Consider the following 16,218-nt stretch of genomic DNA (forward strand, 5'->3'; position numbering starts at 1 on the left):
GGCAGACACGGGCACCCGCCATTTTTAAAGAGCGCATCATGACTACCTTACTCAATGCAGATTTCGAACAACGCGTCGTCATTCGGCCCACGGACTACCAGTGGGTGGCGTCACCCATGCCCGGCGTTGAGCGCATGATGCTGGATCGGATCGGCGACGAAGTAGCACGGGCCACCTCAATCGTGCGCTATGCCCCGCACAGTGCGTTCTCCTCCCACACCCATGATGGCGGCGAAGAGTTTCTGGTGTTGGAGGGGGTGTTCTCGGATGAACATCAGGACTACCCGGCAGGCACCTACGTGCGTAACCCCATTGGCACCTCTCACACCCCGCGCATCGGCAAGGAAGGCGCAACGATTCTGGTCAAGCTGCATCAGTTTGATCAGGACGACACCGAGCCAACAGTGATCGACACCCTGAACACGCCCTGGCGACCGGGGCTCGTGGAGGGGCTGACGGTGATGCCCCTGCACGATTTCAAAAGCGAGCATGTAGCGCTAGTAAAATGGGCGCCCCATACCCAGTTCCAGCCACACCAGCATTGGGGCGGAGAAGAAATCCTTGTCCTGGACGGCACCTTCTATGACGAGCATGGCAGCTACCCCAAAGGCAGCTGGCTGCGCAGCCCTCACCTGAGTCGGCATACGCCGTTTACGAAAGAAGACGGGGCGTTGATTTATGTGAAGGTGGGGCATTTGTAAATGCCAATTGGGGGTGCCCCCAATTTCTTTTGTTCACGCGGACCGTCTCAATCTTCCAGTCAACCCAAGGCCATCTCTCATATTCATTCCCATCAAAATGAGATTGATGGCACCGGCAATCAATTCGACGCCTTGCACCACATAGAAACCAGTATCAAAAGCCCCCAGGGATGCCCAATGATCAAGCACTACCGCGCAGGGAATCAGCACCAATATTCCATTGGCGCCAATAAACGGCATTCTCTTCTGCTTTTGTCGTACCAGCTTTCCGCCTCTGCCTTTAGCCAGAGCGAACCCGCTCGCGCCAGTGAATGCAATGGAAGGAACAAGAATCAACAAGCCTGGCCAGACAATGAGGCTTTTCAGGGTTGCGATGGCTTCTCCGTTACCGAAAAGCTCAACGAGAATGGTTGCCGAAAAGAACGTGGCAATGCACAAGAAGGCAATAATTGCGGCAAGGCGATGAAGCAGAGACGCCATGGTTTCCTCCGGCAGGGAAATTGGTAACATGTTGTCATTGTGCTAAAGAGCCACTCAGCTTGTCAACATGTTGTCAATTTACAGAAGGGACGCCTATGAACGACCCACAGAAAGGCCCGGTGTTCACCGAAATCGTACTTGAAGTCTTCAAGCTGGGCGGGCTGCTTGTCAGTGAAGGTGACGATATGGGCTCGGAGTATGGCATTACGAGTGCCCGATGGAAGATTCTGGGGGCGCTTTCCCTCGCGGGTGAACCGCAAACCGTGCCGCAAATAGCCAGAAGCATGGGACTGACACGACAAGCCGTACAACGACTGGTTGATGCCATGCAGCAGGATGAACTTCTGGTTTTCCAGGACAATCCAGGCCACAAGCGCGCAAAACTGATAAGCCTGTCGGAGCGTGGGAAAACGGTATATTTAAAGCTGGATGAAAAGCAGTCGGGTTGGGCAACCATATGCTCAAAGGACATGAGTAAGGAAGAACTAGAAACAACACTGTCTGTGCTTAAACGAATCGCTGTCTCTATGGACCGATAACGGTCTGACCCGCAGCCAAAACAGGAAAGCCAACATTGAGACCAGGTCTTGCCTTTTGCCACCTGAAGCACGGGGCAAGACCTCGGATCCCGACCCCGGATCCTCTAGTGTTCCTAGTACTACAACAGCGCGTTGTTAAAGCGTGGCAGTTTTTCCGTACGCCTCATGCAACAACTCCCGGAGAAACGATGAAGTTGCCTCTTTGGGATCGTCCGATTCCGCAACAATGGGAGTGCCCCCCCCTCGCCCTCAACAACTCTTCCTGGACGACATTTGGCCTTGTGAGAAAAATGTAAGATTTCGGACGCCCTTTACCATTTGTTGATTGTGACCACTGCTTTTGCAGCTTATGCAATAAGTACCGGATGTTTATGTCAGATAGACTGTATCCGAGAAATAACACTGTTTTCCCGAGTACGTCGCTGCGTAGCTTGATGTCCAAAGGTGATTCAAAATCCAGTCGGTCAAAGTAACTAGATTCAGTCAGCACGATAGATTCGTCATTGTCGAAATCGCCATGGAATTTCACTATCTGTGGCAAGGAATCATGTGCTGCAGCGAGATCCGCAACGCTTGCAACCTTGCAATAGTTTTTACCCCACAGCTCGAATGACTTCTCAATCCAGCGGTCATAGTTCGTTGTATAAATCGTTGGAAAATCCAGCCCGACAATGGTCTTGTGTATTTCAGATCCTTCGAGATCGACATCATTTGAGTGCCAAGTGGTATCCATCCAACTTCTTAGCGGCCCCAAGCTTCCCTTCTTCTGATAGTAGAATTCAGCTAATGCCAGATAATCTCCACAACTATGGAAAACTTCAGCATCGAACCCCATCTCACTAGCAAGTTTGTCGATCAGACTTCCAAATGAAGGCAAACCAAGATTCATTGAGAGACCGGCACCCGCAAACAAAACGGCTTTCTTTGACCTGATAGCAGCCGCTAATTCCTGCATCTAAACCATACCTCGCTTTTTCAAAAACTCAGAAAATTGGTCCAAAGCCCGCCTTCTCATTGAGATTTCGTGCTTCTGATCGCCCATTTCCGCGAAGGTCGATGAATAGCCATCTGGAACAAACACACAATCCCACTGAAACGATCTATCACCACGCGGTTTAGGAGCCACAGTCCCTCGAATCGAGCCTTCAAAGAAAAAAACTGTTGGCCATCAATAAATCCAATAACCGTTTTGGCTTCCAGCGTGTTTTTTGAGTCTACTCCAAAGATTTCACAAAATTTGTCCGCCTGGAGGTTATCCCAGAAAATTTGAGTCAAACCACCTGGTAAGCCGTTCATATAATTGATGTATAGACCCGTATGCTCGACAAAAAGCGGGCGACCAACTTGCTTGAAGGCCTTAATCGCCTTGTCCTTGACCAAACGCTTGGAGTCTTCGGTCTGCAATTCCTCAACTTTACTAGATATTGGAACAACGGATACTCCAGCATCTTTGAGGATTACTCTAGCCTCGGCGACTTTGAATTGGTTCTGTGAGAGAAAGCGAATTTCAAGCATAGTTTGCTCTGTTATCTGTGGGGAGCACTTTAATGCCCAAAGCAGCGCGCAGCATTAGCTGTCCGCTGCCTCTGCCTCTGCCTCTGCCTCTGCCTGTTTATTTTGTACATTCGCAATACCAAACGGTATATGCACCATTGGTATATCACCAGCCTTTGATTCCAAATGACTTTTTTGGTCATCAAAGAACATGTGTGGCTTTAATTTTGATAAGATCCTATCTTTCTCCATCCCACCAAGGAAAAACATCTCATTGGCGCTGACACCCCAGTCCTCCAGGGTTGTAATGACGCGCTCATGAGCTGGTGCATTTCTAGCTGTTACGATAGCAGTAGTTAGCGCTCTTTTATAATTTCTATCTTTTTCAATTTCACGATCTTCTAGCTTTTGAAGGAAAGATAGTTTTTTGAAAAGATCTGCCAGCGGTCCAGGCTTGTGAGGTGTTTCAGAATTTGCGACCTCATATGCATGAAACTCAGGAAGGTCTCCACCCTTGAATATTGCCTCTGCTTCGTCATCAGCAATAACACCGTCAAAGTCAAATGCAATTCTTAGTTCGTCATTCTCGTCATCACTGACTGTTTTGCTAGGCAAAACCACCCCACCAGGATACCCAGCATCAATTGCATTTTGAACGTCCTCTTCATTTGCAGAAAGAAAGAGAGATGCGTTAAATGCAGGAATATATTCAAAAGGCGACTTTCCTTCCATGAAGGCTGCACGAGATATATCAAGATCATAATGTTTAATTGATCTAAAAACTCTTTTTCCTGTCGCGGCTGAATTTCTTGACAATAAAACAACCTCTACCGGCAGCTTCTCAGGAAACCTATGATTAATTTTCAAAAATCTTTTAATAAAAGGAAACGCAACGCCTTTCTCAAGAACCTTATCTAAATTTTCTTCTTGAAACTTTTTGTAGGCTTTCGGCCCTTTTTCAATAAAAACCGAATGTGACTCAGATAAATCAAATAGAGCGCTCGATGAAACTGCTACAACCAACTTCCTTTCAATTGGATATGGCATATAGCCCCCTTAAACATTGACGCCAAGATTTGCTGACATTATAGAGCTGCGAAGCGGTAAAAATTTTTTCCGACAAAAGCGCATTGTTAGCCATTACTAGAGCTTTTCAGCCAGCCCACAATGTCTTGGTAATCCTTTAGCGACATGTGCCACTCTGTTGTGTTTTGTGCAGTTACAAACTTTTTTGTGTCACGCGTGAAATAGGAGGTTGTAGCAATGACAGACTTATTGGCGCCCTCTTGGAGCTGAACGCCATACAATGCACGTGCAACTTCCACGCTGACTGGGTTTTTCTTAGCGTAGTGCTTGCATTCGATGAGGTACTTAACTGGTATTCCAAGGTCATTACGCAGTGCTATTATGTCGCGGCCACCATCTCTCGTTTTTTTGGTAAGCTCAACGGAAAATCCTTGCTTACTGAAGATATGAGCAATCAACTCCTCGAACTTTCTTGAGGCTATGCTATAAATTAAATCTGGAGATCGGGCTAGCTCAGCCAGTAGGAGATCGACACTGGTTTCTAGGTTGGTGATTATTATCTTTTTTTCAGGAAGATACAGCTCAAATTCTTCATCAAAAGAATAGATCTCTTCTTGAAAAGAAAAGTCCAAGTCTTTAAATCCTTCGATTAGTTGACCACCCTCGACTTCATTTTCGCTGTAGTTCAATGCACCGACTGGGTATTCCCAAGCACTATGGCGAATCAACACGTTATTACCACATTTTGGACACTCGCATTCGAGCTCTCCCTCATAACCAACCTCAGGCCCCATTCCTCGTTCCTCGGAGCTAACCGCATCCATACAAATGTCCGAACCATCAATAGCGAGCTCGTTGGAGCATTTTTGACATTCGATGATTGCAGTGCCGCTAAGGTTCAAATCTAGACTCCTGATGGCTAACAGTTTAGTCAATTGCAGATGCGATATATCACTTTGCTGTATATCTCCGATCTAGCCTGGCCCAAGAACCCCAAAAAATTGACTACCAATCAGTGACTTGCCCTACAAGCAGAAATCACTCTCAACAGACTTTTCTTGCATCCGCTTTTCGGAAAAACAACCTTATCTCAGCTACTTACAAATTTCTGTAAGCCATATCCTACAAATTCAACGTGCGCGCGGGTGAAAAACGGGACCTTATCCCCGGCCCGCAAGGCCGGGGATAACGGCTTATCGCTGTAATTCCCCCACCTTCTCCTTCGAAAACACCCCATAAAGACTCGGCAACACCAACAACGTCAACGCCGTGGCCGACACCAGGCCGCCGACAATGACCACCGCCAATGGCCGCTGCACTTCACTGCCCACGCCCGTCGCCAACAACATGGGAATCAGCCCCAACATGGAGGTAAGCGCCGTCATCAATACCGGGCGTAGCCGCGAGACGGCACCTTCGAAGATCGCCGTCTCCAGCGCTTCGCCATCGCGCAGGCGATGATTGATGGCTTCCACCATCACCACCCCATTCAACACCGCTACCCCAAACAAAGTAATAAAGCCCACCGAACTGGGCACGGACAGGTACTGGCCGCTGATTGCCAGCGCGAGGATGCCGCCGATGAGGGCCAGGGGCACGTTGACCAGGATCAGGGCGGCCTGGGCCACGGAGCCGAAGGCGAAGTAGAGCAACAGGGCGATCAGGCCCACAGCCACGGGCACCACCATGGCCAGGCGTTGCTGGGCACGCTGCTGGTTTTCGTACTGGCCGCCGATATCCACGCTGTAGCCGGCGGGCAGGTCCACGTCAGTATCGATGGCGCTTTGAATGTCGGCTACCACGGAGCCCATATCGCGACCGGCCACGTTGGCCTGGATGACTACGCGGCGTTGCACGTCGTCGCGGCTGATCTGCGGCGGGCCGGACACCAGGGATACATCCGCCACCTCCATGAGGCGCACCCAGGCACCGTCGGCGGCTTTCAGGCGCAGGTTGCGGATGGCCTCGGCGTTGTTGCGGGCGCTTTGTTCCAGGCGCACATAGATGTCGTAGCGTTCGTTGCCGTTGATCACCTGCCCGGCGCTGCCGCCACCGAGGCCATTGCTGACCAGATCCATGACCTGATTGACGCTAAGGCCATAGCGGCTGAGGGCGTTACGATCCGGGGTGACCACCAGTTGGGCTTCCCCGGCTATCTGTTCCAGTTGCACGTCGGTGGCACCGTCCACGGCTTTCACGACCTGGGTGATGGCTTCGCCTTTTTCCTGAAGCACGGCCAGGTCCGGGCCGAACAGCTTGATGGCCAGCTGGGCTTTGACGCCGGAGAGCAGTTCGTCCACGCGCATGGCGATGGGCTGGGAAAAGTTGAGCAACAGGCCCGGATGCACGTCGAGCTTTTGCTGAATTTTTTCCTGCAACTCGAGACGACTGCTGGCGCTTTCCCATTCACTCACCGGCTTGAGGCCGATGTAGATTTCCACGTTGCTCACCGGCTCCGGATCGCCGCCGATTTCCGCGCGCCCTACCCGGCTGAGTGCATAGGTGACTTCCGGGAAGGTCATGATTTCCTGTTCCAGTTTTTCGCCCACGGCTAACGCGGTATCGAGGCTGGAGGACGGCGCCAGGGTCACGCGCAGGGCCAGGGTGCCTTCTTCCAGTACCGGCACGAACTCGGTGCCGATAAAAGGCGTGGTGGCCAGCGCCAGGGCGAACAGCCCTACCGCGCCGCCGATGACCATTTTGCGCGCCTGCATGGCCCTGGCCAGCACGGCGCGGTAGCGGGCTTCCAGCCACTGCATCAGCCGGTTGGGTTTGTCTTCCACGCCGTGGCGGAACAGGAAGCCCGCCAGGGCCGGCACCACGATCAACGCCACCAGCACGGCGGCGGCCATGGCGAGCATGATGCTGATAGCCATGGGCACGAACATTTTCGCTTCCACCCCTTCGAAGGCGAACAGGGGCATGAACACCACCAGAATAATGCTGGCGGCGAAGAACACCGGGCGGGCCACTTCCTGGGCGGCGTCCTTCACGCGCAGGGCGATGCCGCCCGGTTGGTCGTGGCTGCCCTCTACCCGGCTCAGGTGCTTGAAGATGTTTTCCACCATCACCACGGAGCCATCCACCAGCATGCCGATGGCCACGGCCAGGCCGCCCAGGGACATGAGGTTGGCGGACATGTCCAGGCTGGCCATGACCAGTAGCGCCAGGCCAATGGACAGAGGAATGGACAACAGCACCAGGGCGGTGGCGCGGAGATTCATGAGGAACAGCGCCAGCACGATGACGATAAACACAAAGGCCAGCAGCAAGGCGGTGACCACAGTGCCCACGGCTTTTTCCACCAGATCGGCCTGGTCGTAGAACACCTGGAATTCCACCCCGTCGGGCAGGGCCTGGCGGATGCGCGCTTCGCGATCCTTGATGCCATCGATGGTGGCCTTGGTGTTGGCCCCCATGCGCTTGAGCACGATGCCCGCCACCACTTCGCCCAACGCTTCCGGTTCGCCGTTGGCAGCGCGGCGGGTCATGGTGAGCGCGCCCTGACGGATCTCGCCGCCGAATTTCACCTTTGCCACGTCACTGACGCGCACCTGGGTGCCGTCCACTTCCTTGAGGGGAATGGCAGCAATGTCGCCGAGCCCCTGCTCGCCGCTGCCCACCCAGCCCATGCCGCGGATGACCAGTTGTTCGGCCCCGCGATCCAGATACCAGCCGCCGGCGTTGCGGTTGTTGGCGGCGATGGCGTCCATGACCTGTTGCAGGGTCAGGTCGTAGGCCAGCAGGCGGGTGGGATTCACGTTCACCTGATACTGGCGCACGTCACCGCCGTAGCTGAGCACATCGGTGACGCCGCCCACCGGCATCAGCAACAGCTTCACCACCCAGTCGTTAAGACTGCGCAGTTGCATGGCATCCACCCCGGAGCCGGGTTGGGCGGTGAGCAGGTATTGATAGACCTGACCAAGCCCGGAGGTGTTGGGGCCCATTTCCGGGGTGCCCACGCCTTCGGGAATATCTTCCCGCGCCGCCTGCAGCCTTTCGAACACCAGCTGGCGGGCGAAGTAGATATCGGTGCCTTCCTCGAACACCACGGTGACGATGGACAGGCCGGTCTTGGAAATGGAGCGCACCTCGTCCACCTGGGGCAACGCGTACATCACCGCCTCGATGGGGTAGGTGATCAGCTGCTCCACTTCTTCCGCGGCCAGGCCTTCCGCTTCGGTGTTCACCTGTACCTGCACATTGGTAACGTCCGGGAAGGCATCCAGTTTCAGGTTGGGGAGTTGCCTGCCGATCACGCCGATGGTGATGACCAGTAACAGCAATACAATGAGGCGGCTGTTTACCGCCCAGTCGATTAGTTTGTTGAACATGGTGGTCTCCTGGACCTGCCGGTGTTTTTTGCTGCGGCGCTTCTGGATGTGAAGACTGGGGAGCAACGCTGGATCATTGATCTGCGTTTGGAGCCTCTCACCCTCTCCCTGTCCCTCTCCCCTCAAGGGAGAGGGGACCTTCCAGAGAGGCCGCACATGGCATCATCACCGGTGTATTAAATTAATGGTTGTGGATGTCGAAACCGGACTTGGCCATTTCACTGGCCAGAAAAAAGGCGCCGCGGGTGACCACGCGGGTGCCCGGCTCAATGCCAGTGACGATGCGACGGTTTGCCAGTTGGCCGTTGAGCTGGATTTCCACGGGCTGGTAATGGCCCGGCTCCTCTTCCACGAACAACTGCCAATCACCATCGGGGCCACGGGTCAGCGCTTCTTCCGGGACGGTGAGCGCGTTCTCGGGTGCGGCTAACGACAACGCCACATCGGCGAACATGCCCGGGTGCAACAGATGGCCCGCATTGGGAATGGCCACGCGCACGGCCAGGGTGCGGGTGACCGGGTTGAGGCGGTGGCCGGACTGGATCACCTGGCCATCCACGGTGGTGTCACCCACGATGACCCGCGCCGGGGTGCCGGTGGCGATTTGCAATCCGGGGGTGGGAGGAAGCGCGGCTTCGGCCCACAGTTCGGATTCATCCACCAGGGTGACCAGGGCACTGCCCGCGGTGAGCCACTGGCCTTGCTGGAAGGCATCTTCCAGCACCAGGCCATCGTCCGGGGCGGTGAGGGTGTAAACGCCCTTTTCACTCTTGCCCGCTTCGATGGCGGCAATGGCGTCATCATCCAGGCCGTAGCCTTTGGCGCGGGCGCGCAGGGACTGGTACTGACCCTGGGCATCCAGATAGCGCTGATTACCCACGGTGCGACGCCCCAGATTATTCACCCGCCGCCAGGCATCGGCCGCCACCTGCAAATCACTTTGCAGTTGCGCCATGGCCGGGCTGAACAGGGTGGCAATGGGCTCGCCCTTTTTCAGGTGCTGGCCCAGGGTGGCGCTGCGTGATTGCACCTGGGAATCGATGCGCACCGGCACCACCCAGGTACGGTACTGGTTGCTGATGATTTCTGCCGGGACCGTGAGGGTTTGGGTGGCGTTGGTTTGCGGTTGCAGGGTGATGACTTGCAGGTTGAGCATGGCTTGCTGGTCGGCGGTTAGCTCCAGGACTGCTTCTTCCTCATGGGTGTCTTTGGCCGCGTCGCCGTGACCATGGCTATCATGATCGGCATTGCCGTCCGGTGCCGGCTGCCGGGCATGCTGCTGTGTTTCGTTGCTTTCGTTGTGGGTATGGGCGTGGTCTTCTTCTGCCCAGACGGGGCTGGCCAGGGTTGCCAGCAGGGCAAGGGCCAGTGGGGATTGTTTGAAACGTGTTTTGGTTTTCATAAAAAATTTCCAAATTTTCCCGTAGGAGCGTCGCTCGCGGCGCGATTCCATACGTTTGTGATCGCGCCGCGAGCGACGCTCCTACGGCATTGTTAGTTAGCGAGGCTATTCAGCCAGTCATTAAGCTGGGCGCTTTGCTGGAGCCATTCGATCCAGGCCTGTTGCATGGCTTCGCGCAGGGCGATACCGGACAGGCGGGTATCCAGGCGCTGGTTGAGAGCCTGCAGGTAGCTCTGGGTGGTGAGCTCGCCCTGTTGCCAGACCCGTTCCAGCAGCGCGTCGCTGCGGGCCAGGGTGTCGCCGGTCAGTTGCTGCCAGGTTTGCCAGCGCTCACGGCGCTGCTGGTAATCGCGCAGGGCGCCGTCGAGCTGGGCGGCGATATCGGCGCGGGTTTTCTCCAGCAAGGCGCGGCGGGACTCGCTGTCGGCCAGGGCAGCCTGATAGCGATCGTTACCGGTATTGAAGATTTTCAGCGGCAGGCTGATATCCACGCCCCACAGGTTGTCGTCGCCTTCCTGGCCGACACTGAACCCCAGCGTGGGATCGGCCCGGCGCTGACGGCTCGCCAGGGTGGCGCCCTGCTCGGCCAGAGCCAGCTGCTGCTGGGCCAGACGCAGATCAAAGCTAACCGGCAGCCGTTGCGAGGTATCGGTACTGACTGCCACCGCTTGCCAATGGCGAGCCGCGGGCAGGGGCCGGCCCGGCTGGGCACTGGCTAACACCTGCCGCAACCGGGTCGCCGCCGCCGTGGCATCGCTTTCCGCTTCCGCCAGGGTCTGCTGGGCCTGGGCCAGGGACAGCCAGGCCAGTTGCGCATCCACCTGCCCCAGATCTCCGGCCTGTTCACGGCGCCGGATCAACTCACTGAGTGCGGACAGCTGCTGCTCCTGGGCGCGAGTGGCAGCCAGCCGGGCACGGGCGGCATCGAAGGCCACCAGCGCATTGAGGCTGTCCGCCAGCAAGCTGGCGCGGGCCTTGTCGGCGCGAAGTTGTGCCAGGGTGTCGCGCACCGCCACCGCATCGCGGCGGGCGCGCGCCTTGCCGGACCAGTCCAGGGTCTGGCTGAGCCCCAGGGTTCGGGTGGTTTCCGCGCTGTCTTCATAGCCGATGTTCAGCGCAGGGTTGTAGAGCGGCTGCGCCGCATCACGGTTTTCCGCCAGCCAGCGTTCCTGTTCGGCATTGATGGCACGGCTGGCGGGCAGGCTGTTGATCTGTTGTTGCAGCCAGCCGGCCCACTGGCCGGCGGGGGTGTCTGCCTGCAGCCGAGTGGCGCATAGCAGCAATAGCAGTGCGCAACCGCGCACTACGGGGGATAGACTTTCCATGGGAAAGCTCCTGATCGATTATCCGGAATCTGTCGCGCTCAGGCGCAACTCGGGCTCGGAAAGGCGATCAGGCGATGGGAGGGCGAAACGGATTATCCGCCGGCGCGTCCGGCAAGGGGGGTCGCAACGCCAGGACGGTTGCCGGCGGTGCAGGCAAACGGGCGGGGGCGCATTCCATACTGGCCATGAAGCCATGGCACTGGCAGCAGTGGTCCCCGCCGGCATCCAGCACGTCCAGCGGGACAGGGGCATCATCGAGCTGTTCCACGGCCACGTCGGCATCGTGCTCATGATGCATGGCATCAAGCACCAGCACGTGTGTGCAGATGATCAGCAGCAATGTCCAGACCAGTGCTTTCATGGTGCCTGCCGTGGGTTAGGGGAGGGTCTACTCTGCAAAGAGAGAAGACCCCGGTCAAGGCATTTAGTTTCATCCGGTCATTCACAGACGCGGCGGCAGACGGCACAGTAACGGCCCCCTTTCTGACGAGAGATATCATGAGCCGCCTGGAAGAAGTCCGTGATTCCGTTCTTGCCCACCCCCTGCACCGCGCCTGCGAACTGGAACTGCTCAGCGCCGGCGAAGGTCGCAGTGAGGTGCGTTTTACGGTCAACGAGTTCACCACCAATCCCATGGGTGCCCTGCACGGCGGCATCGTCTATGCACTGATGGACGTGGCCTGCTTCTTTGCCGTGGTGCCGTCGTTATCCGCCGACCAGCAACCGGTGACGGTGGAAACCCACAGCAGTGTGCTGCGTGCGGCCATGAAAGGGGAAACCGTGGTGATTCGCGCCCGGCTGGATCGTCTGGGCCGCACCCTGGCGGCCATGCGGGCGGAAGCCCTGGCGGTCAATGCCAGCGGCGAAGAGCGCCTGATTGCCACCGGTTCTGTGACCAAGGCGATTACCACCGTCCGTTAGCGCGCCATTCGTGAACCTTCCCGCTTTTTGCATATGGGGAAGACTCCCTGCATAACGCCTTGCAATGCCCCGGTTACCGGGGCGTTTTCCCCCTGATTTGCCGCTGTTTTGTCCATGCCGGACAAACGGCAGAACAGGCAGCATGACCGGAACCTTCCTCAACCTGCCATCAATTGTCAGCGCAGAGACCCGCGGGTATCGTCAAAGGTGACGGTCCGGCGGGCGATTCCTGCTATTTCACCCGGTTTTGCCACGCCCGGAGCTGCATGAATGAGGATAAGAATATGTATCAGGTCATGCTCGTTGATGATGAGGATTACATCCTCAAGGCCCTCAAACGGACCATCAACATGTACACCGACTGGGACGTGGAAACCTACCAGGATCCCCGGGAAGCCCTGCGCCGGGCCCGCACCACGGTTTTCGATGCGGTGATTACCGATTACATGATGCCCGAGCTGAATGGCCTGGAGTTGCTGCAGGAACTCCGTGACCTGCAGCCCGATACCATCCGCATTCTGCTCACCGGGGTCATCGATATCGAAACGGTCATGTCTGCCATCAACAAGGCCGGCGCATTCCGCTTTATTCCCAAGCCCTGGGATGACGAACAACTGCTGGGCAATATTCGCGAAGGCCTCAAGTTCCGCGATATCCTGCTGGAAAACCGCATCCTGGCGGAGACCGTTCGCGAACAACGCCAGACCCTGCGCAGTCTTGGCTACGAGGGCTAACCGCCGCTAGCCGAATACAGGACGACACGTTTCATGGAAAGCATTCTTGGCAAAGCCGATATCGGCTTCGGCATGGAAGCACAGGGCCTTTTCCTGGTGTCTTCCACCGTTATTCTTCTGATCATCATCTTCTTTCTCTACAAGACCTACCGGACGTCCATCAATGTGGAAGCCAAGTTGTCGGAGTTTGCGTCCCTGACGGATAACCGTTTCGGACGCAAGCTGCATTTGATCGAAGTGAATGCGGATGAGTACAAACTCAACAAGACCCTGCTCGGCCCCCTGGCGCGGATCATCGATGAATACTGTGTGCTGACCACGGATAACCGGGGCACCATTACCTTTGCCAACGGCAAGTTTCTGTCTCTCAGCGGTCACGCCTTTTCCCAGTTGATCGGTCAACACGAAAGCATCCATCACCCGGACAGCCAGGACAGCGGCCTGCCCATGATGCAATGCAAGCATGCGGCGTCCGGAGTCTGGAATGGGGAAGTCTGCAACCAGCGGGAAGATGGCAGCCTTTACTGGATGAACATGTTCCTGTTTCCGCTTTCCTATATTTCCGACGAGGATGACGGTTTTATCTATTTTGGTACGGACATTACCGATATCAAAACCGAGAACAATCAACTGATTCAGGAAGTGAAAGAGAAAGACCAGAAACTCAGCCATGTGGAAACCATGCTGCTGCACTCGGAAAAAATGGCGTCGCTTGGCACGATCTCCGCGGGCATCGCCCACGAGATCAACAATCCGATTGCCATGCTGTCTTCCAATCTGAACCGTTCCCGGGAATACCTGGACACCATGTCGAAGGTGATCACCGGATTGCAAAAGCGCATCAGCGCAGAAAAATTTGAGCAATTTCTGCAATCCGAGGCGGGCCTGAAGATCGAGGCAAAAAAACTGCGCTTTATCCTGGAAGACCACCCGGCGCTGATTGACGAAACCAGCGAGGGCATTGAGCGCATCAAACAAATTATCCGCGATCTGAAAAACTTCTCTCACAATCAGCCGGAACACTTCTCTCCGACCAACATCGCCACCTGCATCGCCACGTCACTGAACCTGGCCAAGCATGAACTGAAAAACCGCATTCATGTCAGCCACGCCAATCTGGAATCCCTGCCACTGATTCCCGGCTCGGAGAGTCAGCTTTCCCAGGTGTTCATGAATTTGTTCGTCAACGCGGCACAGGCCATTGAGGGTAAAGGCACCATCACCATTGCCGCGGACTGTGATGACGCGTGGTGCACACTGACGGTTACCGATGACGGACCCGGGATTCCGGGCGAGCATCTGGAACAGATCTTCGAACCTTTCTACACCACCAAGCCCATCGGCAAGGGGACCGGGCTCGGCCTGTCGATCTGTCATGACATCATTCGCCACCATGGCGGCATCATGACTGTGGAAAGCACACCTGGCACGGGCACTACCTTCATCATCAAGCTGCCGTTGAAGCAGTCTGACAACGTCCATGCCGCCTGATTATGTGTACACCCTCACCACACCGGAAGGCGTTCAACAACGCATTCCCATCGAGCTTGTCGATGATGCCATCGCCATCCCCGACCGTTTCTCGCCGCCGGCCTGGGCAGCGCTGACTTATCATCAGTGCAGCCACTGCCCGTTGAACAAGGAGACACATCGCTACTGCCCCATCGCCCTCAATCTGGCTTTTCTGTTGCCGGAATCCGCGCTGGGTGACTCGTTTCAGACTGTTACCGTGGAAGTGGACACCCCGCAGCGTCAGTACCGGCAGACCACCACGCTGCAGCGGGCGTTAAGTTCACTGTTCGGTTTGATCTGCGCTCTCAGTGACTGCCCCCATACCCGCTTCCTGCGGCCCATGGCCCGGTTCCATCTGCCCCTCAGCAGCGCCAGTGAAACCCTGGTGCGTTCCGCCAGCCTCTTCCTGCTGCAACAGCATATGGCGGATCGCCTGGATAGCCAGGACCCATTGGCAGAACTGAATGCACGCTATGCGGCGCTCAATGAATTGAACCGCTGCTTTACGCGGCGTCTGCGCGGCAAGCGCACCTCCGATGCCCCCATCAATGCGCTGGTGCTGCTGAATGTCACCGCACGGGAAATGCACTGGAATCTGGAAGAAGAACTGGCCAGTCTGGCGCCGCTGTTTGGCAATGACAGCGACGCCTGAGGCCTGTGAGGGATGAGGTCAGAGGCTACTGGTCGGCACCCAGGTAGCGGTTCAGTACCTTGCGCCATTCCTCGGAAGGGAGAATTTCGAGCATGGCCTGGTCGATAGGCTCACGGAGCTGGCTGCCATTGGCCACGGCAAATGCATAGCTTTCTTCCCGGACCAGCTTGGGCAACACCAGCACCTGGGAAGCCTCACGCTCGCGCAGCATGTAGCGCATTACCGGGGCATCCGATACCAAGGCATCCACCTCACCGAGCACCACCGCACGCATGGCTTTCTCCAGATTCGGATAGGTCCGGTAGTTGAGCCCTTCGCCCACCAGCCATTGCTCACCACTGGTGGCCTCCACCACGGCGGTTTCCACTCTGGGCAGATCCCCGGCCCCGGCCACCCGGGTCTGTAACTGATTAACGGTAACACTGGAGGCAATGGCGGCGGTGAAACCGGAAATGGTAATGATGCTGACAAACATCCACACTAGGCCGACGACCCGGCCACCGGCGCTGACCGGTGCCTTGTCACCATAGCCCACGGTGGTCATGGTCACTGCGGACCACCAAAAGCCGCTGCCGATCCCCTGGCCGGCGGAGCCGCCAAACTGCTCCGGGTTCTTCTTGCGCTCGAACAGCCACACCAGCAACCCCACCAGCAGCAACACCAGGCCCAGGGCCAGCACGGCGGAGAAAAACTTCCAGGAAAACAGGCCGTGCAGGGTCGCCATCCAGCCGCTGGCTTCGGTGCGGGTGGCAATGCCCAAGCCGGCGCGATACATGGGCTGGGTAAAATCCAGACGCCGCTCCCGGTCGGCGGTGACACTGATGGCACCGATGGCCACGTCCGCCTGGCCCAGTTCCACCGCCGTCAGCATTTCCGCCACGGTTTTATAGGGGCGGAAGCGATACTCATAACCCGCGTTTTTAGCAACCTGCTCCCATAGCTCCACGCTCACACCATCCCAGCGATCCCCATTCTGAAAGCTGAACGGCGGTGAGGCCTTCACGGCCACGGTGAGGGGAGCGGCACTGGCCGACGCCATCCACGCGCACAGGCACGCCATCAACAAAACACGTATTCTTATTCTCACAGAGATCC

At 56.6% G+C, this 16,218-nt stretch carries 15 protein-coding genes and 1 pseudogene; 6 read left to right on the forward strand and 10 right to left on the reverse strand.

Translation table 11 applies throughout. The features are described from left to right. The first annotated feature begins 38 nt into the window (after positions 1-38). Entirely contained in the window at positions 39-701 is a 663-nt protein-coding gene (locus tag C4S63_RS08765; protein WP_103917372.1) for a cupin domain-containing protein, read from the forward strand. 33 nt (positions 702-734) lie between these two features. Here the strand turns inward: C4S63_RS08765 and C4S63_RS08770 are convergent, their stop codons facing one another. Then, on the reverse strand, positions 735-1,181 hold the full coding sequence (locus C4S63_RS08770; protein ID WP_103917373.1) for a hypothetical protein: 447 nt from the start codon (positions 1,179-1,181) through the stop codon (positions 735-737). Positions 1,182-1,276: 95 nt separating this feature from the next. Between C4S63_RS08770 and C4S63_RS08775 the strand changes: the two genes are divergently transcribed. Then, positions 1,277-1,720 (forward strand): MarR family winged helix-turn-helix transcriptional regulator, encoded by a 444-nt coding sequence (locus tag C4S63_RS08775; protein ID WP_062815511.1) that lies wholly within the window; start codon positions 1,277-1,279, stop codon positions 1,718-1,720. Positions 1,721-1,883: 163 nt separating this feature from the next. Here C4S63_RS08775 and C4S63_RS08780 read toward each other — a convergent pair whose 3' ends face one another. The 8 genes and pseudogenes from C4S63_RS08780 to C4S63_RS08815 all read right to left on the reverse strand — a co-directional run bounded on the left by C4S63_RS08780 (position 1,884) and on the right by C4S63_RS08815 (position 11,665). Continuing rightward, positions 1,884-2,675, reverse strand: coding sequence for an SIR2 family protein (locus C4S63_RS08780; protein ID WP_200819532.1), 792 nt, complete (start codon positions 2,673-2,675; stop codon positions 1,884-1,886). After that, positions 2,676-3,235, reverse strand: a pseudogene (locus C4S63_RS08785) (non-canonical purine NTP pyrophosphatase). It abuts the gene before it with no gap. Between the two features lie 54 nt (positions 3,236-3,289). After that, positions 3,290-4,261, reverse strand: a complete 972-nt coding sequence (locus C4S63_RS08790; protein ID WP_103917374.1) for a 5'-nucleotidase — start codon at positions 4,259-4,261, stop codon at positions 3,290-3,292. A gap of 86 nt (positions 4,262-4,347) precedes the next feature. After that, complete coding sequence (locus C4S63_RS08795; protein ID WP_103917375.1) at positions 4,348-5,142, reverse strand: restriction endonuclease; 795 nt, start codon at positions 5,140-5,142, stop codon at positions 4,348-4,350. 291 nt (positions 5,143-5,433) lie between these two features. Then, positions 5,434-8,577, reverse strand: coding sequence for an efflux RND transporter permease subunit (locus C4S63_RS08800; protein WP_103917376.1), 3,144 nt, complete (start codon positions 8,575-8,577; stop codon positions 5,434-5,436). Between the two features lie 181 nt (positions 8,578-8,758). Then, positions 8,759-9,979: an efflux RND transporter periplasmic adaptor subunit gene (locus tag C4S63_RS08805; protein ID WP_103917377.1), complete on the reverse strand. Its 1,221-nt coding sequence runs from the start codon at positions 9,977-9,979 to the stop codon at positions 8,759-8,761. 92 nt (positions 9,980-10,071) lie between these two features. After that, positions 10,072-11,304 carry a TolC family protein gene (locus C4S63_RS08810; RefSeq protein WP_062814807.1) on the reverse strand — a complete coding sequence of 411 codons (1,233 nt, stop codon included), beginning with the start codon at positions 11,302-11,304 and terminating at the stop codon, positions 10,072-10,074. Positions 11,305-11,371: 67 nt separating this feature from the next. Further along, on the reverse strand, positions 11,372-11,665 hold the full coding sequence (locus C4S63_RS08815; protein WP_062814808.1) for a hypothetical protein: 294 nt from the start codon (positions 11,663-11,665) through the stop codon (positions 11,372-11,374). A gap of 137 nt (positions 11,666-11,802) precedes the next feature. Here C4S63_RS08815 and C4S63_RS08820 point away from each other — a divergent pair, with 137 nt between their 5' ends. The 4 genes from C4S63_RS08820 (at position 11,803) to C4S63_RS08835 (ending at position 15,123) form a co-directional block, all read left to right on the forward strand. Then, positions 11,803-12,225: a PaaI family thioesterase gene (locus tag C4S63_RS08820; RefSeq protein WP_062814809.1), complete on the forward strand. Its 423-nt coding sequence runs from the start codon at positions 11,803-11,805 to the stop codon at positions 12,223-12,225. A 266-nt stretch (positions 12,226-12,491) separates the two neighbouring features. Next, positions 12,492-12,959, forward strand: a complete 468-nt coding sequence (locus tag C4S63_RS08825) for a response regulator (RefSeq protein ID WP_231874124.1) — start codon at positions 12,492-12,494, stop codon at positions 12,957-12,959. A 33-nt stretch (positions 12,960-12,992) separates the two neighbouring features. Continuing rightward, entirely contained in the window at positions 12,993-14,450 is a 1,458-nt protein-coding gene (locus C4S63_RS08830; RefSeq protein WP_062814811.1) for an ATP-binding protein, read from the forward strand. Beyond that, on the forward strand, positions 14,440-15,123 hold the full coding sequence (locus tag C4S63_RS08835; protein ID WP_062814812.1) for a hypothetical protein: 684 nt from the start codon (positions 14,440-14,442) through the stop codon (positions 15,121-15,123). Before C4S63_RS08830 ends, C4S63_RS08835 begins: the two co-directional genes overlap by 11 nt. Before the next feature lie 25 nt (positions 15,124-15,148). Here C4S63_RS08835 and C4S63_RS08840 read toward each other — a convergent pair whose 3' ends face one another. After that, positions 15,149-16,162 carry a transporter substrate-binding domain-containing protein gene (locus tag C4S63_RS08840; protein WP_197461838.1) on the reverse strand — a complete coding sequence of 338 codons (1,014 nt, stop codon included), beginning with the start codon at positions 16,160-16,162 and terminating at the stop codon, positions 15,149-15,151. Positions 16,163-16,218 lie beyond the last annotated feature (56 nt).

The organism is Alcanivorax sp. DSM 26293 (genome assembly GCF_900107995.1).
Lineage (GTDB): Bacteria > Pseudomonadota > Gammaproteobacteria > Pseudomonadales > Alcanivoracaceae > Alcanivorax.